The organism is Vibrio sp. 2132-1, assembly GCF_033344315.1.
This window is the reverse complement of sequence record NZ_JAWPON010000005.1, coordinates 266561-291814: the sequence shown is the minus strand read 5'-3', so window position 1 is coordinate 291814 and position 25254 is coordinate 266561. Positions and strand designations below refer to the sequence as shown.

Sequence of the window (25254 nt, the reverse complement as noted above, 5' to 3'; positions counted from 1 at the left end):
GGGGCTTTAGTATACTTTTTACTTATCCTTCCTATATCACTTCACTGCTTGTTTAAATAAGTACTCAGCAACACCTTAACTGTCAATAAACATCAGTGGATACTTACATCGCATAAACATAATTCCTACATAAAAACCGCTTGATTCATCTGTAGTTAAGACAAATACTTAAATTGTTAATTTACGTAGATTTTCCATTTCGCAATACGCACAGGTAGGTAAGATGTTTCTAGACTATTTTGCACTTGGGTTACTCATCTTCGTTGCTTTAGTGATCTTTTACGGAATCATTGTCATCCATGATATTCCATATGAAATCGCCAAAGAGAGAGAGCACCCGCACCAAGACGCAATTCACTACGCTGGCTGGGTCAGCCTTTTCACTTTGCATGCGCTGTGGCCATTTTTATGGATATGGGCAACATTATGGCGCAAGGAACGCGGCTGGGGTTTTAAACAACTAGAACAAGAAACACACGACATTCATCACCGCCTTGAAGAACTCATCGATGAAGTCAACGAACTCAAAAACGAAGTATCGATGTTGAAACAACAAAAGATTCAGCAAAAGCCTTTGCCTGAACAAAGTAAAGAGGACGAATAATGGACTTATTGCTGATTCTGACTTACGCCGCTCTTTGTATTGCCATTTTTAAAATTTTCAATATTCCTCTAAACAAATGGACCGTTCCAACCGCCGTACTTGGCGGCGTAGTGTTAGTGGGCACACTCGTGCTGCTTATGAACTACAACCACCCATTTACTCAATTAGGTAACCAAGTGTTCCCGACTACGCCTATCGTCTCTGGCGTGCGTGGCCGCGTGGTGGAAGTGCCAGTCCAGGCCAACCAACCGCTCAAAACGGGCGATATTCTTTTCAAAATCGATCCTGTGCCTTTTGAAGCAGAAGTTGCTCGCCTTGAAGCGAAAGTCAAAGAAGCAAGCCAAGGTGCCCTGGGTTTAGAGTCTGATCTAAGAGAAGCAGAAGCTGCTGTATTGAAAGCGCAAGCGGACAGAGATAAAGCACAAAGGGAATTTAGCCGATATCAAAGGGGCTTTGATCGTGGCGCGTTTACTGAACAAGATTTGGATACTCGACGCCAAGCGTATAAAGCGGCAGAAGCCATGTTAGACGTTGCGATTTTGCAACAAGAACAAGCGCAAATCGCTCTGGACTCTGAAATCGGAGGCGAAAATACCCAAGTCGCGCAACTTCTTGCCGAGCTGCGTAAAGCAGAGTTTAACTTAGAGCAAACCGTCGTTCGTGCGCCAACCGATGGTTACGTTACGCAATTGGCTTTACGTCCTGGAGTGATGGCTGTGCCGTTACCGCTTGCCCCAGCAATGACCTTCGTCCATACAGAAGACATTACGTACACCGCGGCATTCAGACAGAACTCATTACAACGCTTGAAGCCAGGCTTTGAAGCAGAATTTATGTTCCGCGCTATCCCGGGCAAAGTGTTCCGTGGCGAAGTCATTGACGTGATTCCAGCCATTGGTGAAAGCCAAATTCAAGCGCGAGGCGCTCTGCTTGGGACTGATGCCTTGCGTACGAGCGGACGTGTTTTTGCGAAGCTGAAAATTACCGACGACTTGAGTGGATACCACCTACCAATGGGTACTGCGGTTGAAGTTGCAGTTTATTCAGACAGCTTTACTCACGTATCAGTGATGCGCAAAGTGCTTATTCGTATGAAGAGCTGGCAGAACTATTTATACCTCGACCATTAATGAACATATAGCGCATTCATTTATTGGTAAAAATAACATCAAACCGTGTAATCAGGGGCTGACGATCAGCCCCTGATTCATTCTAGCCATCCAGATAGATAGCATTCCCACTTTTATTAATATTCTGTATAATGCGCGCCTTATTTTTAATGCTTGCTAAAACCAAAGCCAGTCAAAGGGATGCGTGAATCAAATCACACATTTCCTGAAGAAAAATAGAGCAAACAATAAGCAGCTTGGTTGTTTTGAATATATGTTACACAATCAAATAACTAACGCTTTCCAACAATATAAATGAACGTTCTTTAAAATCGACTATTGAACTGAGGTTATCTATGAATCTTTCCGCTAAAACTGTTGTGGTTATTGCAATCGGTGCTGCTCTTTACGGTATCGGCGGCTTACCTATGTTTGGCATCCCTGTGTTTGCAAACACAACGCTAAAACCAGCAATGGCAGTATTAGCATTGTTCTCAGTACTATTTGGACCACTTGTTGGCTTCTTGGTTGGTTTTATTGGTCACTGGGTTACTGACCTATTTGCAGGTTGGGGCGTATGGCTCACTTGGGTACTTGGTTCAGGTATTGTTGGTTTGATTATCGGTCTATTCCCTTCTCTAACGCGCTACCGTTTGGAGAAAGGTGATTTCAATATGAAAGACTTCGCGTTATTCGTAGTACTTGCGCTATTAGGCAACGTATTTGGTTACGGTTGCTCTGCATTCCTCGACACGATTTTATACGCAGAACCGTTCACTAAAGTGTTTACCCAGCTTTCTATTATCGCGATCGGTAACACCATTCTTATTGCTATTGTTGGCTTCTTCATTCTTAAGTCTGTCGCTAAACGTAACAAGCAAAGCCGTAACTTAACAGAGGCTTAATGTCGAATGACAATCGAATTTTCTAACTTCTCTTTTAGATATGAGTCGCTGGACAAACCGACGCTAAAAAATATCAATCTAAGGATAGAGAAAGGAGAGAAAATCGTCATTATCGGTCCAAGTGGTAGTGGTAAATCTACCCTTGGGCAATGTCTTAACGGACTGATCCCACACGCAATCAAAGGGGAAACCAGTGGAACATTGACCATCAATGGTCAAGACACCGCCCCTTTCGACATGCACCAATACACTGAGCAAGTTGGCACCGTACTGCAAGATACGGACAGCCAATTTGTCGGTTTGAGCATTGGCGAAGACATTGCATTTGCGCTGGAGAACCAGCTAACTTCAAATATCGACATGTACCCATTGGTCAAAGCCACGGCCAAAATGGTCGACTTGGAACAGATGCTAGAACGCTCACCCCACGATTTATCTGGCGGGCAGAAACAGCGTGTTTCTTTGGCGGGCATTCTCGTCGATGATGTCGATATCCTTTTGTTTGATGAACCACTAGCTGCGCTTGACCCTAAAACGGGTAAAAAAACCATCGAGATCATCGATGATCTACACCGCGAAACGGACAAAACCATCGTAATCATTGAGCATCGTCTTGAAGACGTTCTGCATTGCTCAGTTGACCGTATTATCTTGATGGAAAGCGGCGAAATCATTACCGATACAACGCCAGATGAAATTTTAGCGTCGCCTCTACTAGAAGATTACGGCATCCGCGAACCGCTTTATATTTCAGCACTGAAAGAAGCAGGCTGCGCGATTGAGGGCGATGCAAAACCTTCTAGCTTAACTACCTTACCGTTGGAGCAATATAAACCAGCGGTACAAGCATGGTTTGATGGTTCAACAGCACAACCACCTAAAACACCAGCCGAGACTTTGCTTGAAGTCCGTGGCCTCACCTATTCTTACGACGGTGAGAAAAACGCGTTAGAAGACGTGAGTTTTGACATCAAGTGTGGCGAGTTTGTCTCTGTACTTGGCAAAAATGGCTCGGGTAAATCGACCATCACCAAACTGATTATGGGCGTTATTGAAGCGGATAGCGGCTCAATGAGCATGAATGGTCGAGATCTTAACGAACTGACCATCTTCGAGCGTAGCCAGAAAGTGGGTGTGGTGATGCAAAACCCGAATCACATGATTTCCCATCACATGATTTTCGACGAAGTGGCCTTCGGCCTCCGTAATCGTGGCGTTGAAGAGAAACAAATAGACGCTAAAGTACTTGAAGTCCTTGAGCTGTGCGGTTTGAGCAAATACCGTCACTGGCCAATCGAAGCATTGAGTTATGGCCAGAAAAAGCGCGTAACCATTGCGTCAATTTTGGTCTTGGAACCAGAGCTTCTGATCCTTGATGAACCGACGGCAGGTCAGGACTATCGAAACTACACGTCTATGCTGAGTTTCATCGAAAAGCTCAATCGCGAGTTGGGCGTAACCGTAATGATCATCTCTCATGACATGCATTTAGTGTTGGAATACACCTCGCGCTCTATCGTGATTGCAGACAGTAAATTAGTCGCGGATGCACCAATGACGCAGGTATTCAGCAGTCCAGAGCTACTAGACCAAGCAAACCTCACTACCACAAGTTTGTTTGAGTTGGCTACGAAAGTTGGTATCGAGGACACCAATGGCTTTATGCAGCATTTTATCAATGTAGAAAAAGCGCACCGCCAACAAAAAAGCGACGAAGTAAACCAACCAGAGAAAGCAGTGGCATGAAAGACAACAAAATGAAGTTTGGTATCAACTACATCGATACCCAATCGCCACTTCATAAGTTGAATGGCATTACTAAGTTCTTGCTTTTCGTTGCTTGGGTAACGGTGGTATTGACCACATTTGACTTGCGAACCATCGCGCTGTTGATCGTGCTTGGTTTAGGCTTATTGAAAATGACCAAAGTGCCCTTTCATGTCTACAAACCGCTGTTATTCGGTACAGGCACGGTATTACTGATCAATGCCCTGTTTATGTTCGCGTTAGCACCGCAACAAGGTACTGAGTTCATGGGTTCAGCAACGGTTTTACTCTCGTTACCCGGTAATTACTCGCTCACTCAAGAGACGTTGTTTTACCTAGTAACAGTGACGTTGAAATACTTCAGCATGTTTCCAATCGCGTTGGTGTTTGTATTTACCACTCACCCGACGGAGTTTTCAGCCAGCTTGAACCGCTTGGGTGTACCTTACAAAATCGCCTATGCCGTAAGCTTAACGCTGCGCTACTTGCCGGAAGTGAAAAAGGGCTTTGTTAACATCATGCACGCGCAACAAGCACGCGGAGTAGAACTGAGCAAGAAGGCTCCGTTGTTCACTCGTATGAAGAACGTCGCGAAGATTCTTGGTCCTCTGATTTTCTCTAGTTTGGACAGAGCCGATCAAATCTCAAACGCGATGACGCTACGTGGTTTTGGCCGCCACTCCTCTCGCACTTGGTACAGCTTAAAACCACTGACCAAAGCCGATATGATCTGCATGGCGGTAATTGCGGTGATAGTGATTGCTGCGATCAGCAAGCGTGTGATGGACACACAACTGTTCTGGTATCCGTTTTAAATTCTGAAGCTTCAAACTGAACATAACGTGGTTAGTGTTGTGACCACGTTATCTTCCGTCTTTCCCCTCGATAACTCGCCTGTTGGCTTCTTGCTTGCAAGTATTCAAAAGAAGCGGTAATTTCAGCGGCTCGCTGATGTGCCAGAAAGTTGCTTATTCAAACGACCAACATGAACTAAACTCATCAGTTTTATCAGGGGCTTAATGATCAACTGCGCACTGCCTACAATGAAAAGCCAAGTACCACTTTCAATCAACGAATCATTCAAAAAGAAAAAGCTACCAATTAAAAACCAAATAGCAATGAGTAGGTCGTTTGCAGCTCCTAACGCCTCATAGCGGCGCTGAATAACGATGTGACGGCTTCCTAGATCTAAATCCAACTCTCTGCCATGTATCTGCACTGTATAGATCCCCTCTTATTGTTTCGCGTCAGTTATGCCCAAGTTATTTCGAAATACTTAGTTCTAAACCCTAACGGACGTGGCATGCATTGACAACCATTGGGGGGATTATCTATTTGCAATCAAAAGAAAAGGACGCATAAGCACCCTTTTCAGCGAGTCTAATTACAGGTATTCACTTCAATGGCTAGATAGTGAGTACCAACTTAACTCCACTTCAACAAACGAGTTTCATTGCCTTCTTCAGGCTTCGCTGGAATATTGAGTGACAACAGCAAGCTCACTGCTGCCATACCAGCGCCGATGTAAAATACGCTAGCAGGTGAAACCAGCCAAATCACACCAAACGTAACAGGTATTACAACCGCCGCAATATGGTTAATCGTAAACGCAACGCCTGCGGTCGACGCCATATCGGCAGGATCGGCAATTTTCTGGAAGTAGGTTTTAATCGCAAGCGCTAACGCGAAAAATAAATGATCGACAACATACAATGCTGCCGCCCACTCTGCCGTTTGCACCAAACCGTACCCGACGAACACGAAGATCAAACCGACGTATTCAAACATCAACGCTTTGCGCTCACCAACAACGCCGATAAAACGGCCTATTCGCTTCGCAAACAAGAAGTTAAAGACATAGTTAATCAGGAACAACAACGTAATATCTGCGGCGGAGTAACCAAACTTCTCTACCATCAAGAAACCAGCGAACACCGTAAAAATTTGACGGCGTGCTCCACTCATAAACGTAAGCGCATAGTATAACCAGTAACGTTTACGCAGGATGAGCTTCTTGTTCTGAGGCACTTTTGTCTTAAATTGTGGGAAGGCAAATGCCATCACCAAAATGAGCACAAAACCTAAACCACCAGCCATTAAATAGACCGTTTTAAAATCAAGTTTGAGCTGTTCGAGCGAAACCCAAATGGCGCCGTAGGTAAACAGAGAAGCCAAAGCTCCAACAGAAATAAACTTACCCAGCATTTCTGGCGCTTCTTCTTTAGATAGCCATTGTAAAGACAAAGACTGCTTGAGTGTTTCAAAGTAATGGAAGCCGGTGGACATTAACAAGGTTGTAAAAAGTAGACCGTACAAAGTGGGAAAATAACCTGTTAATGCCGTACCAAGCGTAAGCATCGCCAAAGAGACGAGCATAAAGCGTTGCTCTCGGATAAACAGCAATACAAACACGGCGGTAAAGGCCAAAAAACCCGGAATTTCGCGCACACTTTGCAATAGGCCTATGTCAGCACCATCAAAGTTTGCTTTCTCGATAACAAAGTTGTTCAACAACGCCATCCAGGTAGAAAAAGCAATGGGCACGATAATGGAAATTAACAGGAGGAAATTTTGCGGCGTTCTCCAGCCGTGCGATGAGGTAGTCATGATGTTTCCTTTAAATATGAAGGCATCATCATAGCTTTAAATGTAACAAATTCGCAATATCATTATTATTTTCAACCCAGAGCAAGCTGATATGGCTGAGGAATATTGTTATGAAGATAAACATCGCACTCAATTCCTTGGCTAAGCGCGATGTTCAAGTATCAAGAGAACTAAAGCATGAGTAAATGTGCTCAGTGGCTTAATCAATGACTTTTACTGATAGGCGATTTTTAAATTCAAACACATGTTCTGGACACACATCCAAACAACGGCCACAGCTAATGCAGTTTTGATCCATAACTCGACGATCTCCCTCTTTCAAAGGCTGCCGAAGCACTTCTGGTTCTGGGCAAACGTAAAAGCAATCCATGCATTTGGTGCAACCTTCGCGGCGAACAGCAGTAACGCGCAACAGGCTTTTTCGGCCTATCACGCCATAGGTAGCCCCCAGTGGACATAAGTGCCCACACCACCCATGCTCAACCAAGAGTAAATCCAACACGAACACCAGGGCGATCAACACCCAACCTGCGCCCATACCAAACACCAACCCGCGATGCAGTGCCGCCACTGGATCTAACCATGTCCAAAGAATTGCGCCAGACAGCGCACTGCCCAACATCAAAACAGGGATCAGCCAATAACGAATCACGGGAGACCAACGATAGCTCGCTTTAATGTTGAGCTTTCGACGCAACCACGCCGCCAAGTCTGTCACGATGTTCAACGGGCACACCCAAGCACAAAATGCGCGCGGCGCCAAAATCGCGTAAAACACCACGACAATCACTACGCCTAACAACGCATTAAACTCCGGAACATGCCCTGTCGCCAAAGCTTGAAGCACAATTAACGGGTCACTTAACGGCACGGTATCGAGCAACATACTTGATGACAGATTACCAGTTAGAATTCCCAGCGTCGGCCCAGCCATAAATAGCGCAATGATGGTGAACTGACATAGCCGACGTAAAATCAAAAACCGATGCGCGCGCCACCAACCAAGCTTTTCAAGCGCTTCTTTGCCAGCATTTTGAGCTAAATTCTTTGCCATTACTTACCTCCTTTTAGCGATTCAAGCGCACCTTCCGGCACAGGCGTCTCACTAGGGAGGATATTTTCGAGTGGTTTGTCGATCTCTTTCCAACCAAAATTGTAGTGGCTGCCCACTTTGCCTTTCGCCAAATCCGTCGGGACAACTTTAATAGCAGCGACATCCAACACGCACGCTTGTTCACACTTACCACATCCGGTACACACTTCAGAATTCACTGTAGGGATAAGTTTGGCGTGATAGCCGGTTCGGTCGTTGTGAACCATCTCTAACGTGATGGCTTCATCAATCAGCGGACAAACGCGATAACAAACATCGCATCGTAACCCTTGCCAGTTAAGGCAAGTTTCATGGTCAATAAGAACCGCTGTACCCATTCGAGCATCATCAATATCGGTTAGTTTCGGATCCAGCGCCCCACTCGGGCAAGCCACCACACAAGGAATGTCTTCGCACATTTCGCAGGGAATATCGCGCGCAGTAAAGTAAGGAGAGCCAGTCGCGACGGGTGAAAGTAATGTCGCAAGTTTCAGGGTATCGTAAGGGCATGCCTGAACACACAAGCCACATCGAATACAAGCTGATTCGAAATCGCCTTCCGGCAATGCACCTGGCGGACGAATAGGCACACCTTTGGTTTCTCGAGCTTGGCTTTGTAGCGATTGTAAGCCCAATACACACGCAGCTGCGCCAACACCAGCCGCAGTCCGAGCTGTATCACGCAAAAATCGGCGCCGACTTTGCGATATTTTAGACTGAGAGGATTTCATGCTATTTCCTCAACAAAACTCCCTTATCAAGTTAAGCATAAATAGCCCTAAACGTGTCGTTTCCCTATACCTCATAGGAGGTAACCCCATCCTCTATTGATTCAAGTCAACTGACGCACGGTGCCGTCGTCACAGTTTGACTAAATGCGTTTATTTACTGCGACATGAAATTCACCACGATACTCTGCAGTACGCGCCATTCTCAGTACAATAATTCAACACCTTTGCAATCTACTCGCTCAATTCGATGATAAATAACTACTAAAAATTCAAAAAATGACATCATAACAAGCTAATTTAAAAGGCATTTATCCATTAAACATAAAAAAACACTATCCAAATAAGAAAACTGTGGTTAGATTAAAAATTAAAACTAAAAAGCGAAGGAGAGAGGCATGGAAATTATCGTACGTCCAACGACCGTCGAAGACGCTGCGGCACTCGTAGAAATCTATTCACAACCAAAAGCACAACGTGAAACCCTGCAACTCCCAAAGCCTTCGCTCGCGATGTGGGTGGAAAGATTGTCAAACATACCTGATGGTGTTTATAGCTATGTCGCTGAAATTGATGGTAAAGTCGTCGGAAATATTGGCTTTCACCACTCTCTACGTCCAAGAACGATGCACACGGCATCGTTTGGCATCGGAGTACATGATAGTTTCCATGGACTCGGTATTGGTAGCAAATTGATAGAAACAGTCACTGAACTAGCAGATAACTGGTTAAATGTGAGAAGAATTCAGATAGAGGTCAATGCCGATAACGACGCCGCCATTGGGCTTTATAAAAAGCATGGATTTCAAATTGAAGGTGAAGCGATTGACGGTTCCTTCCGTGATGGTGAATTCATCAATACCTATTACATGGCGCGCATCAGACCAGGCCAAAGATAAAACAAAGCCTCCTACTAATTGGAGGCTTTTCTTTTTAAACTTCGACTCACTTTCGTAAGTAAGCCAACGCTCTGCGAGTCAATGCTTCTGTGTAGGGATTGATCTTCCAGTGGTCGGAACTCCAACCTTTCACAAAGCGCTGAAAGTCTGCCCAAGCCACAGCAAACAAAGGACGCCATTCACGCTCGACTTCATTAGGGTCAAGATTCGGTTGATAGACCATTAGCGCGTGTTGCAACTGAGCAAAATACGTATCCAAAACCCAAACTTCCATCTCTGCACAACGTTCTGGCTTAACGGCGCTACTCATAAACAGTGCCACATCTTTCATTGCACCCCCACATCCAACGTATTGAAAGTCAACCGCAGCAACGCTTGATTCTTCTTCATCAAAACAGAAGTTCGCCAATTTGGCATCACCATGTACTAGTGTTTTAAACTTAGCTTGCGAAAGCGTTTGATCAATCAATTGAGCCGCATTTTGTAGCTCAGTGTCTTGCAATGCTTCAAGCTCGTCGGGTCTGGTTGCTAAGTGCCAGTATGTTCCGGTATGCCACAACTTATCCGAACGAACATCGATGTATCGCGCATGAAAGTTCGCCAACCAAGTGAGGCAGGCTTGTAGATGCTCTAGCTGTGCATCTGTGATGACTTTTGGAAAGCCCACCTCGGCGAGATCTTCCATCACAATGAGCCATTCATTCTCCGATTGGAACGTTTTTAGACCTTGTGGTACTCGGCAGCGAGTATCCACCCCTCCGGAAAAATGCTCATACCAATTCACTTCCACCTGATAAGAATGCAACTTTCTTTGATGAGAACGGTCCGTATTCCAGCCTCTAGGATGCTCTGAAGGCTTAGGGAGTTTTACATGCTTAATGATCACCGAACGAGTAGAATAAGTAACTCGGACTAACTCTCCATAGCCTCCCCATAGCGATTGTATGACTTCTACAGAGCGGTAATTACCTAGATTGAGTTCCTGGCCAATATTTTGGTAGCGTTGGTGGTTGTTACTCATCATGCGAGCAGATGTGACCACGTTTGGTTCTTCTCCATGTAGTGAATAACATATGGGCAAACTGGTTTGATTTGATAACCGAGTGACTCAATTTCTGGCAACACCGCTTCCATCATCACTTTTCCGTATCCCTTACCTCGCAGTGCTTCAGGAACAACCGTTGATGTAATGTGCATGACATTACCCTCAAGCCGGTAAATCAACTTGGCTTTATAGCCCTGCTCTAAATCAACCCAGAATGTACTATTCGTGGCTTCATGAGTTACTTCATGCATATCTTGCTCTCTAATTTTTGTTACAGATTGATTGAATCAAACTATATCACTGAATAAAATCGATACCATGCGAGAGTGCTTCTTCGCCTCACGCGATTACCTTCTTACATCAGGTACGACAATTATAATGAGAAATATGAGCCCAATTGCCAGAGACGGCAAGCTACCTCTGCAAAGCAAGAAGGCACCAGAACGTCAGGCAAGTACATTAAATAGCACCGATGCAATGGCAATGGTCGAACATGGCAGTGAAGTGAGCTTAAACGTCACCACCCCCGTTGGTACAAAGTTTATTACAACCAGCACATTTGTTGGCTGTCACTCAAATAATACTGCATTGATAGAGGTTCCGAACATCTCCGATGAAGACTTGAAGTTCTATTTTCAAGAAGGCTTTTGGATCAATGTAAAAGCCTACTCTCATCGAGGTGAAGGGGCCGTTATCCCATTTCGGGCCCAATTACAGCATCGACTAGGCGATCCGTACCCAATTTTGGTGCTAGACCTACCTAACACTATGCAGGTCTTTCAGCTTCGCAAAGAAGTGCGTTACGAAGTAAATTTGAGAGCGCGTGTTTGTTTAGAAGCCTATCGAACTGAATGTGAAATAAGAGATTTATCTCGTAGTGGCTGTCGTTTTGTAACATCACCAATGAGCCGACCACTTCAGGTTGGTGACCACGTTTCATTGGATCTAACGATGCCTGGAGAAAGTCGTATGCTAGCGCCGTTGCGAGGTCGTATTTGTAATTTACAAAAATCAACGCACTATGCTCGCTACGGAATGGAGTTTGATGAGGTTGGTAAAAACAACGCTAAAAACCTCCTCAGTCACCTCAAATTTGATGGTACTAAGCTCACACTAAAAAGATAGATTTGATCACCCCTATCGCTTATCAAGAAGCTTTGAAGTGCTAGAAAACAAGAAACCCCTTACTTTTCAGTAAGGGGTTTTTATTTACTAAGAATAAGGCAGTATCTTAGATAAGAGTCATGACTTAGAAGTCGTAACGTAGACCTAGCGCTAGCTCATCTTTTTCAGCCGCGCCTTCGTTATCCATTAGATCGAAGTTGTATGATGCGTAGCCACGGAAGTTAGGCTTGAAGTAGTAAGTTACATCAACAGCTAGGTTTTCTACAGTATCTGCGTCTTCTAGTTCACCTTTGTTGAACGTAGAAGTGAATACAGTTTGACCCATAGTGTAAGCAGCGGCTAGTTCGTAGCCTTTGTAATCAAAAGTCTTACCTGCAACATCCATATCCGCGCCAGTGTAGTTACCAGCGAAGTAGAAGTCACCTACAGAGTATGCAGCTACCAGCATGAACTCATCGCTGTCGTTTTGATCTGCGTAACCAGCACCTAGTTCAAAACCAGTGTTAGCAAACGCGTAAACACCAGATAGAGAGAAGCCATCTTCCTCGTTGTCTGTAAAGCCTTGTGCATCTGTTGTGCGATCAGCAAAACGGTAGCTAGCGCGTACAGCTAGTTGCTCGAATTGGCCTTTGTAAGACAGCATGTTATCTGTACGGTCAGAAACAGGCAGTTTAAGTGCTGCTGTGTTACCGTGGTAAGCCATAATGTCAGTAAAGTCAGTAAGAACCACTAGTGCGCCGTCGTTTTTACCGTAAGTTACTTCACCGTATTTGCCACCCAGACCTGCATAAGCGTAACGAGTTTCAAGATCACTATTGTTATCTACGGCACCTTCTTCTTTTGTTTTGAACTCACCTTCCCAAAAACCAACGCCGTATAGGTTTTCATTGATTTCCTGTTTGCCTAGGAAGTTAAGACGGATGCGAGTACGGTCTTCTGCCTTACCATCCATCATAGAAAGACGCGCTTCAGCGCGGCCGCCCATCTCAAGAGAAGTGCCATCTTGGTTGTATAGTTCTGAAGCGACAACTTGAGATCCTGATGCCATTAGCGCCACTGCTACAGCTAAAGTTTTTAATTTCATTGTTATTTTCCATATCATTGTTTTATATGTGTTTTCTCACCAGAAAAACAGGACTTTTCTGTACCAACGAGAAAACTGGCGGCATAGTAGCAGCTGTTATTTTTCACGCAACGTGTTGAATAAACAGCACTTATAGAAGAAAACACCACTTAAAATGACGATATGAATACCTCTCAACCATCAAGTTATCGGTTGAGTTAAAAAAAATGTTCGCGTCAAAAAAAAATTGACGAAAAAAATGTAAAAACAATATCACAAAACGTGATATTGCCCGCAAAAAATCTTGTTAACTGACTGTTTTAGATAGACTTATTGATAATAAATCCGATTATTACAAACAAAAAAATCCCTGAGCATTCACTCAGGGATTTAGAGATTTGATAAGTAGATGATGAATTAAAGCTTAAAGAAACTTAATTGCTCTTTCTGCTTCTCTGCAAGTAATGAAAGCTCAGTACTCGCACTTGCACTTTGGCTGATGCCCGCTACGTTTTGGTTTACAAGCTCCGACATGTTAACCACGTTGCGATTGATATCTTGAGTAACTTGAGACTGCTCTTCGGCTGCGGTTGCTACTTGCGTGTTTGAATCGTTGATGTTGGCGACCGACTCGGTAATTCCAACCAACGCTTCATTCGCTTGTTGCGTCAGCTCGTTGTTGCGGCTAAGCATATCAAGGCTGACTTGCATACTGTCATTCGCCAGCCCAGACTGCGCTTGAAGCTCTTCAATGATCGTTTGGATCTCTTGTGTCGAGTCTTGAGTACGCGCCGCTAGCATGCGTACTTCATCAGCTACTACCGCAAAACCACGACCAGATTCACCAGCTCGCGCCGCTTCAATCGCAGCATTCAATGCTAGCAAGTTGGTCTGCTCAGATACGCCGCGAATCACTTCAATAACATCGTTGATCTGTACAGATTGCTCTTTTAGACGCAAAACAACTTGCGCTGCATCGTTCAATGCTTGAGACATTTGCGCACTTGCTTCCGCACTTTCTTGGAAGATAGCCAAACCTGATTGAGCAAGTCCATCAGCTTCACGCGCAGTTGCGTCAGCAGAGGTCGCGTTATCACTCACATTATTCGCAGTGCTTGCAAGCTCGTTAACCGCAGATGCAACTTGCTCGATCTCCGCCAACTCTTGTTGAGCGTTCGCTTCCGCTTGCGTCATTACCGCAGCCAATTCGGTCGATGCAGATGCAACTTCCTCACTAATACGGGTTAACTGGTCCACAGTGTTGTATAACTGCTCTGCGGTTTGGTTTACATCTTTGCTCAGCTTAGAGATCTCATTGTCCCCATCGACATCTGCACGTACTGATAGATTACCCATTGCTAACTGACGCATCACTTCTTGCAGCTTTTGGATTGGTGTAACAATCATGCCAGATAGGAACCAAGCGCCTATCAATGAGAAAGCAAATACCGCTAAAACCGTCAACATAGCGTTATTTTGCACACGTTCATTTTGCTGATGACTTCTGATAGTAGATTGTTCAGCTTGCTCGTTTACATGCTTTGATAGCGTGTTAATTTGTTGGACCATTTCTCGGCCAACATTGCGATACTCTTTGACAAATGCACGGTACTCGCTATCCGATTTCAAACCTTGATCGTATTGGTTGAAGAAATCAACTGAGCGCTCTGAATATCGCACATAGGATTCAATTGCTTGGCGAACTTTAACGGCATCGTCACGGAATAGGTTTCGGGCTTCAATTGCGCTTAAATCGGCATCAACTTGCTTTAAGCCTTCTTTCAATTCGGTTAGAAAATTCTCACGACGAGAAGCATCGTAAATAGCGTAAACCGCGCTTATGCGCAGAGGGTAAATTTGGTCGTCAATACTCGCCAATGTGTCTTTGTGAAAAACCAAAGATTCTTGGTTGGAAGCAATAACATCTTGCTCTGCTTGAAGATTGTTTTTAGTAATCCAAAGAGCAATAAACAAAACAATCGCGGTAAATAATACCGGAACCAAAATTTGCGTTCGTACTGACAAATTTTTCAGTGATAACTGCATGACAGGGCCTCAGTTGTATGCGTGATGTCTATATCCAAACAAACTCGAGCAGTGCCTATAACAACGTTACTTTTCGGCAGTTTGAATATCTATGCTTCCTTGCGACGGGATAAATCCCAGACGAATAAACAAGTGGCGAATATTAGAGGTCGATCACACTTTTGTCTAGTACAAAAACTCTCCATTTTCAATCTGTTATTGACAATATCCCGACAGTGGCGTCGGGATATTGTCGTTATGATAAATTATGATCACTTATGATGAGATACATTCACATTTAGGACGGTTTCAGCCTATTTTCTCAACGAATTGAGCTTAGCTTGAGCAAGGCCAAAAATGGTATCGATTGGATAAGAACCTTCATCAGTTGGCTCACCAGCAACTTTCCCCGTAAACAATTCGATAGCTTCAGTAACATGGTCAATCGCCCAAATATTAAACTCGCCTTTTTCGACTGCTTTCACGATGTCGGAACGAAGCATTAGATTGTGAACATTAGAGCGCGGAATAATGACCCCCTGCCCGTCATGACGACCTTTAATTACACACACATCATAAAATCCTTCGATCTTTTCGTTTACGCCACCAATAGGCTGAGCTTGACCAAATTGATTCATCGACCCTGTTATCGCAATGTCTTGTCGGTTTGGTTGCTTTGAAAAAGCAGACACAACCGCACATAACTCAGCCATGCTGGCACTATCACCATCAACACCACCATAAGATTGCTCAAAGGTAATGGTTGTCGTTAATGGCACTCGTGCCGTTTTACCAAATACGGAAGATAAGTAGGCAGACAAAATCATCACGCCCTTAGAGTGAATACTGCCACCCAAATCCACGCTGCGCTCGATATCGATAACATCCCCATCACCGTAACACGTCGTCGCTGTGATGCGATTCGGTGCACCAAACATGTAGTCACTAGTGCTCAATACCGAAAGTGCGTTCACTTGGCCTACGGCTTCTCCTTCGGTGCGAATCAGCGTTGTGCCGTTAATAAAGGTTTCCATTACGTTATCGCGTAATCGGCTTACTCGCATTTCTTGGTTATTGAGCGCCTCTTCAACATGCCCAATACGAATCATGTTGGAGTTGGCTTGACGAGCTACGTAGTTCGACTCTCGAAGCAAGTTGGCGATATTAGCCGAATGTAGAGATAGCTTGGATTGGTCGCCAGACAAACGTGAGCTGTATTCGATGATTCGAGCAATGGCTTTGCGATCGCAATGCAGCATATTGTTGTCATGCACCACGCTAGAGATAAAGCGCGCGTAATGCAGCTCAGACTCCGGCGTACGTTTCATTTCGTCTTCGAAATCTGCCGTCACGCGGAACAACTCGCTGAACTCTGGATCGTAATGTTGGAGTAATTGGTAAGTTCGGTAATCACCAAATAAGATGATTTTGATATCAAGCGGAATCGGTTCAGGATCGAGTGATACCGCCCCCGTCAATGTGACTTCTTTTTCTAGAGACGTAAAACTCAATTGACGAGCACGCAATGCGCGCTTCAAACCATCCCAAACGTAAGGCTGTTCAAGTACTTTCTGAGCATCCATTAATAGAACGCCGCCATTCGCCTTATGCAAGCTCCCTGCGCGAATCAGCGAGAAGTCGGTAAACACCGTTCCCTTGAAAGTGGCAGTCTCAATCGACCCGAAGAGTGAATGATAGTTGGGGTTTTCTTCAACAACGATAGGAAATTCGCTGCTTTTACGGCTTACCAAGACGTTCACTTTATAACGACGTGGCAATTTTTTATCCAAGGATGCCGTCGCAATTTCGCCTTGCTCGCCACTTTGGTCAAGGAAGATATCTGCGTTTTCAACAATATCTTTTTGCAGCTCAGTTAAGTAGGTTTTGATTTCGGAATATTGCGCGTAATCCACTTTGAGTTTTTTGATGAAGTGAGTAATCACATCAAGCGTCACTTCATCATTGAGCTTTTTGATTTTATCGCTGTATGTCTCTTCCCACTCCGTAAGCTCACGAACCATCGAGCGCAATCGCACTTCGAGTTCATCAATAGCATCGCTGAATTGCTCTTGTTCTTTTTTGCTTAGTACATCAAAAGACTCTTCCGTATGAAGCTCATCACCGTTCATGGCGACAAACTGATAATCCCCCTGCGTAGTCAGTGTTAGGCTGATGCCCTTTTCTTTTGCCTCTCGACTAATACGATCCAGCTCGTTTTGTTGCTTAGCTGCCAATTGATTTTTTAATCGCTCAGCGCGGCTAAAGTACATTTCATTGTCGAATGCTAGGGGTAAAGCATTCAATAATTTGCCCATTAAAGCTTCAATATCAACACGTAGTTTATTTCCGATACCACAAGGCAGCTTTAATACCTTTGGTGTACGGGTATCCTCAAAGTTCGCAACGTAACACCAATCAAACAGGGCTGCTGCATCGTGCTGGTGACGATTCAGATAGCGCAAGATCATGGTGCGTTTACCTAGCCCATTCTGACCAATGGCGTAGATGTTATACCCTTTCTCTTTGATGGACATCGCAAACTCGACCGCTTTTTGCGCGCGCTCTTGGCCCACGATTTCATCAATTGGAGGTAACTCCTTGGTCGACTTACATGGCATATTCTCTAGATCTGCTACAGAATATAGCTGCTTAGCTTCCAATCTTAGTATTGCCATATCCACTTCCTTTTTTCTTATTTTCGTTATTTGAGTGTAGAGATTATTTGCTTAATTTTAAGTGATTTACCTTCCACCCTAGATTGATTGGACATTTTATGAACACATAAGTGATATTAACACGCACTTGCAATTGATAATCAATTTCATTTAATATCTAAACAAATCAAATGTTGTGGAGATGGATATGAATATTGAGCAATGCTGGATGCGCTACTTAAAAGCGGAGCAACTGATGGAACAAGGCCATTGGCCAGAAGCTCATCGTTTATATGACGACGTGCTCAACAATCTACCCAACCACATTCATTTAGCGCTAGAAAATGCACAAACTAAACCTTGCCAATTTGTATGTCTCATTACGGGACTTAGAGATGCTAGCGTGACGCAATCAGAGATTCTCAACAAACTCGGCTTACAGCATGATGCGTTCTCAATACTCAATCAAACTTACGCGCTATTTCAATTTTTGCAGCTAGAGAGCCATGAACTGATTGAGCGCGTAGGTCACCTACTTGGTCAACAGAGCGAAGACTTATTAGCTCACATGGCGGCATTTTGCTCTGCCCAACGTAATGCTCAATGGATGATAGAACTCGAGCACGTAACGCGCGCGCATGAGCAGTTCTTACATTTGCAAGCAATGAGTTCGGCAAAAGCTTCGCCTTCTCACCTGTATAATTAATCTAAAGCTCAAGCATTGAGGCCAGCTAGGTTTGTACTGTCCATTGCTTGAGTATCATTTGCTTTATCAACCACAAGGATCTGTGATGTCTTCTAAAACCATTCTTTCGGTGAACAACCTATCAGTCAGCTTTACGACAAACGATGGGATCGTCGATGCAGTAAAGAATGTTAGCTTCGATTTAAAAGCAGGCGAGACGCTGTCCATCGTTGGCGAATCTGGCTCTGGCAAGTCAGTATCAACCAATGCACTGATGAAACTACTGCCAGACAACGCTATTTTGCATGAAAGCTCATCCATCATGTTTGAGGGTAGCTCCATCTTGGATAAAACAGAGCGTGAAATGCAAATTATTCGCGGTGATCGCATTGGCATGATTTTTCAAGAGCCGATGACCTCACTAAACCCGTACATGCGGGTGGGTATCCAAGTCGCTGAGGCCATAATGTGTCACCGCCCGGTCGACAGACGAACAGCAAAAGAAAAGGTGTTAGAGCTGTTTGAATTGGTTCATATGCCAAACCCAGAAAAAGCGTACAACAAGTACCCACACGAATTTTCTGGTGGTCAATTGCAACGCATCATGATTGCGATGGCACTGATTAACGAGCCCGATATTTTGATCGCCGACGAACCAACAACGGCGTTGGATGTCACGGTTCAAGCAGAAGTGTTGCACCTGATTAAAGAAATTCAGGCTCAGATGGGCATGGCAATCCTATTTATTACTCATGACTTAGGCGTCGTAAAACACTTTGCAGACCGTGTCATTGTGATGTGTAAAGGAGAAGTCGTCGAAGAAGGCGAAACGCAAATACTCTTCGAGGACCCAAAGCACGAATACACACGTATGCTAATCAACTCGATTCCTAAAGGCAGTAAGGAGCCTATTAGCGAAAGTGCTACACAGCTTTTAAAGGCCGACGATATACGAGTCAAATTCTTGGTAAAGTCGCATTTTATTGCGAGCAAGAATGAGTACTTCGAAGCGGTAAAAGGCATTTCTCTTGAGCTTAAACAAGGAGAGACCCTCGGGATCGTTGGGGAGTCCGGTTCAGGTAAGTCTACACTCGGCCGAGCTTTGATAGGTCTACTGCCCTCAACTGGCAAAATAGAATACAAAGGCCAAGATATGGCCTTGCTGACAAACAAAGAACGTTTTGAGCTGAAAAAAGACGTTCAGATGGTATTCCAAGACCCTTATGGTTCGCTTTCTCCTCGTATGACTATCGGCGAGATCATCACAGAAGGATTAACTGTCCACCAACCAATGTTGAGTAAAAAAGAACGTATGCAGAAAGCGCGCGACGTGCTCCGTGAGGTCCGCTTAGATCCCGCGTCCATCAACCGTTATCCGCACGAGTTTTCAGGAGGCCAGCGTCAGCGTATTGCTATCGCGCGAGCACTGATCCTTGAACCTTCGTTTATTCTGCTTGATGAGCCAACCTCTGCATTAGACCGCTCGGTGCAACTGACAGTGATTGACCTTCTGAAAGATTTGCAGAAAAAACACAATATTGGCTACTTGTTTATTAGCCACGATCTATCAGTAGTTAAAGCACTCTCTGATCGTGTTCTAGTCATGCAAAAGGGCGAGGTCATGGAACAAGGTACGGCCGAAAAGATTTTCCAAAACCCTAAAAATGACTACACGAAAAAACTGATAGATGCCTCATTTGATCTTGAAAACAGTGAAAATCAGCACAATGCGGCTTAGGTTCATCACAGTTTCATATTCATAAACTAGGATTAAGAAAAGGTGATAAATTCATCTTGTCTTAAGAATGGCGTAGCTGCCTTTCGGTTTGGCCGCCGAGACTGGTTGGTTCAAGAGTCAGACTTAGTCAACCTGGCTCAAATACTGGCATACAGTATGAATTGAGTTCCCCCAACCATGAAAAATGCCGCGACACTGTCGCGGCATTTTTTTATTCTCAGAAGCTTCGAACAACTAGGGCATTAAATCGACTCAATACCCATATTATGTAACGTAAATGCATACACGTCTGTGGTGAGGTCAATTTGCTTACTCAGCGGCATTCCTGCACCATGACCTGCATTGACATCAATGCGTATCAATACTGGATTAGCGCCTTGCTGTTTGTCTTGCAGCTTCGCAATAAATTTGTACGAATGTGCTGGCACAACTCGGTCGTCGTGATCAGCAGTTGTCACCAAGGTAGCAGGATATTGCACGCCTTCTTTTACATTGTGAACAGGAGAGTAACCAAGCAAGTATTGGAACATCGCTTCACTTTGCTCCGACGTGCCATAGTCATACTTCCAGCCTTCTCCAGACGTAAACGTGTGGTAACGCAACATATCAAGCACGCCAACCGCAGGCAGCGCGACTTTGAATAGTTCAGGGCGTTGCGTCATACACGCTCCAACTAACAAACCACCATTAGAACCACCGCGAATCGCTAGGCGATCCGAGCTCGTGTAGTCGTTTTCAATCAGGTATTCCGCCGCCGCAATAAAGTCATCAAACACGTTTTGCTTTTGCTGCTGAGTGCCTGCGTTGTGCCAGGCTTTACCGTATTCACCGCCGCCTCGCATGTTGGCGACAGCGTAAATACCACCCAACTCTAGCCAGTTGGCTACATTGCCAGAAAACATTGGAGTGAGGCTGATGTTAAAACCGCCGTAACCATACAACATGGTTGGTGCTCTACCATCAAGTGCAATGCCCTTCTTGTATGAAATGATCATCGGAACTTGCGTGCCGTCTTTTGAGGTGTAAAACACCTGTTTTGACTCATACTCATTGCGATCGAACGGCGCTTTTGATTCTTGGTAAAGCGTCGATGCACCAGATTCGACATCAAATGAGAAGATCGTCGGTGGTGTCACGTAGTTAGTAAAGGTGTAATACAGCGTGGTTTCTTCTTTTTTACCCGCTAGACCGTAAGCCGTGCCCTCTCCCGGCAGTTCTACATCTCGAATCCACTCACCTTGGTAGTTAAACTGCTGCACTTTAGAAAGCACATCCACCATATAAGTCGCAAACAGATAACCGCCACCTTTGCTGATTTCTAGCGGCTGTTCTTGTTCAACAATCACGTCAGCCCATTGTTCTGTCTGAGTGTTGTAGCTGACAACTTTGCCGTTCGGCGCGTCTAGGTTGGTGTAAAGCAGCAAGGTTGCGTCTTGGCTATCAATTAAGTAGGTGTCGCCTTGCGTTGTATCGCGCAGCGTCACAATTGCTTGGGAGTCAGACTGTAAATCGATATAAAACAGACGATTACCCGATGTAGATTCTGCGCCAGAGATAATGAGGAAGCGATCATCTGTCGTCGTCGTACCAGACACATAACGATGAACTTGCGTATCCAACTCACCAAAAATCACTTTATCTTCAGATTGAGGGGTACCAAGTTCATGATAATAAAGCTTGTGATGCTCAGTTCGAGCAGACAACTCGCTGCCTTGCGGCTTATCGTAGCTTGAGTAATAGAAGCCTTTGCTGCCCAGCCAAGAAATCGACGTAAACTTCGCATCAACAATCTCAGGCTCTAACTGTTCTTTGGTTTCCGTATCAATGACAAAGATCTTACGCCAATCACTACCCCCTTCTGAGATGGAATACGCGACCAAACGGTAGTCTTTAGAGAAGCTGACTTCGCCAAGAGAGGTCGTGCCCTCTTCGGAGAAAGTATTTGGATCAAGGAAAACCTCGGCTTCTCCCTCGCCTTTACGTCGATACAATACGCTTTGGTTTTGCAAACCGTTGTTTTTGTAGAAGTAGGTGTAGTCACCACGTACAAATGGCTGGGAATATTTTTCGTAGTTTTGACTGTTCGCCACTAAGTCACGGATTTGTTGGCGGTACGGTATCTGACCAAGGAAATCGAAGGTGACCGAATTTTGACCCGAAACCCATTGTGCGGTTTCTTCACTGCGATCATCTTCTAACCAACGATAAGGGTCGGCAATGTCGTGACCAAAATAAGTATCCACGACAGAATCTTTACGTGTTTTTGGGTAATGCATAACGTCCGTGTTACTCCGTTGTTTTTATTAAGTTGTTTATCTTCAATCGTTTTATTGCGGTGATTACCTTAGAGCACCCAATTTTGATTTCAACGACATTGTTTTAAATCTATGAAGAACCTAGAAATAATGAGATATCGTTAAGTACCGGTCACGAATGTGCTCAATAAGCAGCTTCACTTTGTTCGGTGGTTGACGAGTAAACGGATACACCGCGTAGATACCCAACTTTTTACCTACTAATTCAGGAAAAATATCCACCAGTTGACCATTACGAATATCGTGATACACCAAGCAGCGCGGGACGTAAGCAATACCATGGCCGCCCAGAGCGGCTTTACGTAATGCGGTCGCGTTATCAGTAGAAAAGCAGCCCGATACTTTGACGATGTAATTGCCATCTTCTCCTTTAAACTCCCAATCCGTTGCACCTGTGGTTTGGTAAGCGTATTGCAGACAATTGTGCGTGGTGAGATCAATCGGCTCGATCGGTTTCCCATTTTTCGCAATATAAGAAGGTGACGCGCATACCACCCATTGGGAATCGAGAATATGTCGTGCGATCAAACTGGAGTCGGCTAGGTAGCCAGTTCGAATGACTAAATCGTAACCATCAGCCACTAAATCGACAAAGCGATTATCCAATGACATATCCACGGTCAGACCCGGATGAAGGTTACAAAATTCGGCAACAGCATCAGCAAGTATCAAATCTCCAGAGATACACGGCACGGACATTTTTATATGACCGCTCACATTCTCTCCAAAGCCTGCAACAGCGTCCATAGCCTCCTGAGTGGCCTGCTTCACATTTTTAGCACTGTGGAGTAACACCTTACCTGCCTCGGTCAAGGTTAATTTGCGCGTTGTTCTATATAATAGCTGAGCCCCTATTTCTTCCTCCAACCTCGCCATTCTTTTGCTAACTACCGAATTTGTAAGGTTATTTGCCTCTGCAACCTTACTAAAGCTGCCAAGTTCGATTACTTGAGAAAATAGGATTAAGTCGTCTGCTCTCATACCATTATGTCACTTTTGGAATTAATTATTTTCATTATTTCCCTATATCAACAAAAAATAAAGGAGTAAATTCACGCCAAATTAACAAAACCATTACAACAAAAAGTCACCTCTACAGCGGATTGACACCGTTCGAGAAGTCAGCGTACGAAGGATGTACAAATGAGTGAAACCCTACTTGCCCTAGTGGCATTTTCGCCAATTGTTGTTGCCGCCATCTTATTGGTTGGTCTCAACTGGCCTGCTAAAAAAGCCATGCCTGTTGCGTTCGGTCTAACCGTCGCTATCGCACTTATGTTTTGGGATATGTCAGCCAATCGCGTACTGGCCTCCGTATTCCAAGGACTCGGCATTACTGTCTCTGTTCTATGGATCGTGTTTGGTGCCATCTTCTTGCTCAACACTTTAAAACACACTGGAGCGATCACCACAATCCGTAATGGATTTACCGATATTTCGGCTGACCGCCGTGTACAAGCCATCATCATTGCTTGGTGCTTTGGCTCGTTCATTGAAGGCGCATCTGGGTTCGGTACCCCGGCAGCAATCGCTGCACCACTACTGGTTGCAATCGGCTTCCCTGCGCTAGCCGCTGTCCTTATGGGCATGATGATTCAGTCTACGCCTGTTTCATTCGGCGCGGTAGGCACGCCTATCATCGTAGGTGTAAACAAAGGTTTAGACACGCATAACATCAGTGAGTCGTTGGCCGCACAAGGTGCAACGTGGGAAATGTACCTGCAAGATATCACAGCACACGTTGCTGTCATTCACGCAGTCGTAGGTACGATGATCCCGGTATTAATGGCGATGATGTTAACACGTTTCTTCGGCAAGAACAGAAGCTGGAGTGAAGGCCTGGATATTCTACCATTTGCGTTATTCGCTGGTGTCTCTTTCACCGTTCCATACGCGTTAACCGGCGTATTCTTGGGCGCAGAGTTCCCTTCACTTATCGGTGGTTTGGTTGGTCTGTCTATCGTTGTTACCGCAGCGAAAAAAGGCTTCTTAGTACCAAAGACTAAGTGGGATTTCGAAAGCGAAGACAAATGGCCTGCAGAGTGGTTAGGTTCGCTAAAAGTCGATCTAAACGACAATCCGGGCAAGCCAATGAGCATCGTAAAAGCTTGGGTTCCATATGTAATGCTGGCAGTTATTCTCGTCGCAAGCCGCGTAAGCCCAGAACTGAAAGGCTTTGTACAAAGCGTAAGTTTGTCGTTCAGCAACATTCTTGGTGAGACTGGCGTTAGCGCTGCGATTCAGCCGTTATACCTTCCTGGTGGCATTCTGGTGTTTGTCGCACTACTTGCTGCAATGTTACAAAGCGGCAGCGTAAAGCCATTGCGTGAAGCATTTGGCGAGTCAAGCAAAACACTGATTGGGGCGGGTTTTGTCTTGGTATTTACCATTCCGATGGTTCGTATCTTTATCAACTCAGGCATCAACGGTGCTGACCTAGCAAGTATGCCCGTCACAACCGCAAACTTCGCCTCTGACCTTGTTGGTTCTGCGTTCCCAGCGCTGAGTGCCACCGTTGGTGCACTGGGTGCGTTCATCGCTGGCTCAAACACGGTATCAAATATGATGTTCAGCCAGTTCCAATTCGAAGTGGCACAAACGTTGTCTATTTCGAGCGTGATTGTTGTATCACTCCAAGCCGTCGGTGCTGCCGCAGGTAACATGATTGCGATTCACAACGTTGTTGCCGCATCAGCCACGGTAGGTTTGCTTGGTCGAGAAGGCGCAACATTGCGTAAGACGATTATCCCTACGTTCTACTACATTGTAATGACAGGCATTATTGGATTGGTGCTGATTTATGGCTTCCAAATGACAGATGTCTTAATGAAGTAACGCGAAATGCAGGGTTTACAGCCCTGCCTAATTTGACACAGCTGTCTGCACTACTAC

At 44.8% G+C, this 25254-nt stretch carries 21 protein-coding genes; 10 read left to right on the top strand and 11 right to left on the bottom strand.

The features are described 5' to 3' along the window. Positions 1-223: 223 nt before the first annotated feature. The 5 genes from R8N47_RS07705 to R8N47_RS07685 all read left to right on the top strand — a co-directional run bounded on the left by R8N47_RS07705 (position 224) and on the right by R8N47_RS07685 (position 5200). The gene (locus R8N47_RS07705; RefSeq protein WP_005375135.1) at positions 224-604 is read left to right on the top strand and encodes a DUF3302 domain-containing protein; all 381 of its coding nucleotides are present in this window, start codon (positions 224-226) and stop codon (positions 602-604) included. After that, the gene (locus R8N47_RS07700; RefSeq protein ID WP_005375134.1) at positions 604-1734 is read left to right on the top strand and encodes an HlyD family secretion protein; all 1131 of its coding nucleotides are present in this window, start codon (positions 604-606) and stop codon (positions 1732-1734) included. Before R8N47_RS07705 ends, R8N47_RS07700 begins: the two co-directional genes overlap by 1 nt. 335 nt (positions 1735-2069) lie before the next feature. Then, a complete protein-coding gene (locus tag R8N47_RS07695; RefSeq protein ID WP_005375133.1) occupies positions 2070-2618 on the top strand; it encodes an ECF-type riboflavin transporter substrate-binding protein in 549 nt (182 codons plus the stop codon). 6 nt (positions 2619-2624) lie between these two features. Beyond that, the gene (locus R8N47_RS07690) at positions 2625-4364 is read left to right on the top strand and encodes an ABC transporter ATP-binding protein (RefSeq protein WP_025768566.1); all 1740 of its coding nucleotides are present in this window, start codon (positions 2625-2627) and stop codon (positions 4362-4364) included. Then, positions 4361-5200 (top strand): energy-coupling factor transporter transmembrane component T, encoded by an 840-nt coding sequence (locus R8N47_RS07685; RefSeq protein ID WP_318070363.1) that lies wholly within the window; start codon positions 4361-4363, stop codon positions 5198-5200. The genes R8N47_RS07690 and R8N47_RS07685 overlap by 4 nt, the downstream gene beginning before the upstream one ends. A gap of 122 nt (positions 5201-5322) precedes the next feature. On the opposite strand, the gene R8N47_RS07680 is transcribed toward R8N47_RS07685, so the two are convergent. From R8N47_RS07680 to napG, 4 genes are all read right to left on the bottom strand, one after another. Then, entirely contained in the window at positions 5323-5604 is a 282-nt protein-coding gene (locus R8N47_RS07680) for a YrhK family protein (protein WP_025768568.1), read from the bottom strand. 206 nt (positions 5605-5810) lie between these two features. After that, positions 5811-6992: an MFS transporter gene (locus R8N47_RS07675; protein WP_005375129.1), complete on the bottom strand. Its 1182-nt coding sequence runs from the start codon at positions 6990-6992 to the stop codon at positions 5811-5813. A 199-nt stretch (positions 6993-7191) separates the two neighbouring features. Beyond that, positions 7192-8046 (bottom strand): quinol dehydrogenase ferredoxin subunit NapH, encoded by an 855-nt coding sequence (napH, locus tag R8N47_RS07670; RefSeq protein WP_064354916.1) that lies wholly within the window; start codon positions 8044-8046, stop codon positions 7192-7194. Next, on the bottom strand, positions 8046-8816 hold the full coding sequence (napG, locus tag R8N47_RS07665) for a ferredoxin-type protein NapG (protein ID WP_005383947.1): 771 nt from the start codon (positions 8814-8816) through the stop codon (positions 8046-8048). The genes napH and napG overlap by 1 nt, the downstream gene beginning before the upstream one ends. A 395-nt stretch (positions 8817-9211) precedes the next feature. Between napG and R8N47_RS07660 the strand changes: the two genes are divergently transcribed. Then, positions 9212-9712 carry a GNAT family N-acetyltransferase gene (locus tag R8N47_RS07660; RefSeq protein ID WP_017820512.1) on the top strand — a complete coding sequence of 167 codons (501 nt, stop codon included), beginning with the start codon at positions 9212-9214 and terminating at the stop codon, positions 9710-9712. A gap of 46 nt (positions 9713-9758) precedes the next feature. Here the strand turns inward: R8N47_RS07660 and R8N47_RS07655 are convergent, their stop codons facing one another. Both R8N47_RS07655 and R8N47_RS07650 read right to left on the bottom strand, forming a co-directional pair. Further along, a complete protein-coding gene (locus R8N47_RS07655; protein ID WP_141135686.1) occupies positions 9759-10736 on the bottom strand; it encodes a phosphotransferase in 978 nt (325 codons plus the stop codon). Further along, entirely contained in the window at positions 10733-11008 is a 276-nt protein-coding gene (locus R8N47_RS07650; protein ID WP_064354917.1) for a GNAT family N-acetyltransferase, read from the bottom strand. The genes R8N47_RS07655 and R8N47_RS07650 overlap by 4 nt, the downstream gene beginning before the upstream one ends. 127 nt (positions 11009-11135) lie before the next feature. Here R8N47_RS07650 and R8N47_RS07645 point away from each other — a divergent pair, with 127 nt between their 5' ends. Further along, the gene (locus R8N47_RS07645; RefSeq protein WP_042521645.1) at positions 11136-11882 is read left to right on the top strand and encodes a flagellar brake protein; all 747 of its coding nucleotides are present in this window, start codon (positions 11136-11138) and stop codon (positions 11880-11882) included. A gap of 124 nt (positions 11883-12006) precedes the next feature. Here the strand turns inward: R8N47_RS07645 and R8N47_RS07640 are convergent, their stop codons facing one another. The 3 genes from R8N47_RS07640 to R8N47_RS07630 form a co-directional block, all read right to left on the bottom strand. After that, the gene (locus R8N47_RS07640; RefSeq protein WP_064354918.1) at positions 12007-12966 is read right to left on the bottom strand and encodes a porin; all 960 of its coding nucleotides are present in this window, start codon (positions 12964-12966) and stop codon (positions 12007-12009) included. A 396-nt stretch (positions 12967-13362) separates the two neighbouring features. Then, the gene (locus R8N47_RS07635) at positions 13363-14991 is read right to left on the bottom strand and encodes a methyl-accepting chemotaxis protein (RefSeq protein WP_042521649.1); all 1629 of its coding nucleotides are present in this window, start codon (positions 14989-14991) and stop codon (positions 13363-13365) included. Positions 14992-15284: 293 nt separating this feature from the next. Next, positions 15285-17645: a Lon protease family protein gene (locus R8N47_RS07630; protein WP_005375118.1), complete on the bottom strand. Its 2361-nt coding sequence runs from the start codon at positions 17643-17645 to the stop codon at positions 15285-15287. Between the two features lie 187 nt (positions 17646-17832). Here R8N47_RS07630 and R8N47_RS07625 point away from each other — a divergent pair, with 187 nt between their 5' ends. Together R8N47_RS07625 and R8N47_RS07620 are read left to right on the top strand one after the other, a co-directional pair. Then, entirely contained in the window at positions 17833-18330 is a 498-nt protein-coding gene (locus R8N47_RS07625) for a hypothetical protein (RefSeq protein WP_017635485.1), read from the top strand. A gap of 85 nt (positions 18331-18415) precedes the next feature. Beyond that, positions 18416-20047, top strand: coding sequence for an ABC transporter ATP-binding protein (locus R8N47_RS07620; protein ID WP_064354919.1), 1632 nt, complete (start codon positions 18416-18418; stop codon positions 20045-20047). A 242-nt stretch (positions 20048-20289) separates the two neighbouring features. On the opposite strand, the gene R8N47_RS07615 is transcribed toward R8N47_RS07620, so the two are convergent. Both R8N47_RS07615 and R8N47_RS07610 read right to left on the bottom strand, forming a co-directional pair. After that, on the bottom strand, positions 20290-22323 hold the full coding sequence (locus R8N47_RS07615; RefSeq protein ID WP_064354920.1) for a prolyl oligopeptidase family serine peptidase: 2034 nt from the start codon (positions 22321-22323) through the stop codon (positions 20290-20292). A 120-nt stretch (positions 22324-22443) separates the two neighbouring features. Next, the gene (locus R8N47_RS07610; RefSeq protein ID WP_005375112.1) at positions 22444-23343 is read right to left on the bottom strand and encodes a LysR family transcriptional regulator; all 900 of its coding nucleotides are present in this window, start codon (positions 23341-23343) and stop codon (positions 22444-22446) included. Between the two features lie 162 nt (positions 23344-23505). Between R8N47_RS07610 and R8N47_RS07605 the strand changes: the two genes are divergently transcribed. After that, positions 23506-25197 carry an L-lactate permease gene (locus tag R8N47_RS07605; RefSeq protein WP_005375111.1) on the top strand — a complete coding sequence of 564 codons (1692 nt, stop codon included), beginning with the start codon at positions 23506-23508 and terminating at the stop codon, positions 25195-25197. Positions 25198-25254 lie beyond the last annotated feature (57 nt).

Coding starts and splice junctions, on each gene's coding strand:
- R8N47_RS07625 (WP_017635485.1), top strand. CDS start 17,833: ATGAATATTGAGCAATGCTGGATGCGCTACTTAAAAGCGGAGCAACTG.
- R8N47_RS07645 (WP_042521645.1), top strand. CDS start 11,136: ATGAGAAATATGAGCCCAATTGCCAGAGACGGCAAGCTACCTCTGCAA.
- R8N47_RS07615 (WP_064354920.1), bottom strand. CDS start 22,323: ATGCATTACCCAAAAACACGTAAAGATTCTGTCGTGGATACTTATTTT.
- R8N47_RS07655 (WP_141135686.1), bottom strand. CDS start 10,736: ATGATGAGTAACAACCACCAACGCTACCAAAATATTGGCCAGGAACTC.
- R8N47_RS07635 (WP_042521649.1), bottom strand. CDS start 14,991: ATGCAGTTATCACTGAAAAATTTGTCAGTACGAACGCAAATTTTGGTT.
- R8N47_RS07700 (WP_005375134.1), top strand. CDS start 604: ATGGACTTATTGCTGATTCTGACTTACGCCGCTCTTTGTATTGCCATT.
- R8N47_RS07705 (WP_005375135.1), top strand. CDS start 224: ATGTTTCTAGACTATTTTGCACTTGGGTTACTCATCTTCGTTGCTTTA.
- R8N47_RS07690 (WP_025768566.1), top strand. CDS start 2,625: ATGACAATCGAATTTTCTAACTTCTCTTTTAGATATGAGTCGCTGGAC.
- R8N47_RS07605 (WP_005375111.1), top strand. CDS start 23,506: ATGAGTGAAACCCTACTTGCCCTAGTGGCATTTTCGCCAATTGTTGTT.
- R8N47_RS07695 (WP_005375133.1), top strand. CDS start 2,070: ATGAATCTTTCCGCTAAAACTGTTGTGGTTATTGCAATCGGTGCTGCT.
- R8N47_RS07675 (WP_005375129.1), bottom strand. CDS start 6,992: ATGACTACCTCATCGCACGGCTGGAGAACGCCGCAAAATTTCCTCCTG.
- napH (WP_064354916.1), bottom strand. CDS start 8,046: ATGGCAAAGAATTTAGCTCAAAATGCTGGCAAAGAAGCGCTTGAAAAG.
- R8N47_RS07620 (WP_064354919.1), top strand. CDS start 18,416: ATGTCTTCTAAAACCATTCTTTCGGTGAACAACCTATCAGTCAGCTTT.
- R8N47_RS07630 (WP_005375118.1), bottom strand. CDS start 17,645: ATGGCAATACTAAGATTGGAAGCTAAGCAGCTATATTCTGTAGCAGAT.
- R8N47_RS07610 (WP_005375112.1), bottom strand. CDS start 23,343: ATGAGAGCAGACGACTTAATCCTATTTTCTCAAGTAATCGAACTTGGC.
- R8N47_RS07660 (WP_017820512.1), top strand. CDS start 9,212: ATGGAAATTATCGTACGTCCAACGACCGTCGAAGACGCTGCGGCACTC.
- R8N47_RS07685 (WP_318070363.1), top strand. CDS start 4,361: ATGAAAGACAACAAAATGAAGTTTGGTATCAACTACATCGATACCCAA.
- R8N47_RS07650 (WP_064354917.1), bottom strand. CDS start 11,008: ATGCATGAAGTAACTCATGAAGCCACGAATAGTACATTCTGGGTTGAT.
- R8N47_RS07640 (WP_064354918.1), bottom strand. CDS start 12,966: ATGAAATTAAAAACTTTAGCTGTAGCAGTGGCGCTAATGGCATCAGGA.
- napG (WP_005383947.1), bottom strand. CDS start 8,816: ATGAAATCCTCTCAGTCTAAAATATCGCAAAGTCGGCGCCGATTTTTG.